This window comes from Gemmiger formicilis (genome assembly GCF_016901605.1).
Taxonomy (GTDB): Bacteria; Bacillota; Clostridia; order Oscillospirales; family Ruminococcaceae; genus Gemmiger; species Gemmiger formicilis_B.
Genome location: NZ_JACJKP010000701.1, coordinates 1 through 233, shown reverse-complemented (window position 1 = coordinate 233; position 233 = coordinate 1). Strand labels below are relative to the sequence as shown.

Below are 233 nucleotides of genomic sequence, written 5' to 3'. Positions count from 1 at the left end.
AGTGCTCCCCTCCTTCCCGGTAGTATTTGCTCTGCACTTCAAACAGTTGGGCATAGCCGCCGCCCGCCGCCAGCAGGCTTTCGTGGGTGCCCTGCTCGGCAATGCGGCCCCCTGCCATAAACACGATGCGGTCACAGAACCGGGTGGAGGCCAGCCGGTGGCTGATGAAGAGCGCCGTGCGGCCCGCCGTCATCCGGTTGTATTTCTGGTAGATATCGTCCTCGGCCAGGGGG

The 233-nt window shown here is 63.9% G+C and carries 1 pseudogene; it reads right to left on the bottom strand.

From position 1 onward, the window contains the following. Positions 1–233 (bottom strand): annotated as a pseudogene (locus tag H6B10_RS16530) (ABC transporter ATP-binding protein); the annotation flags it as partial.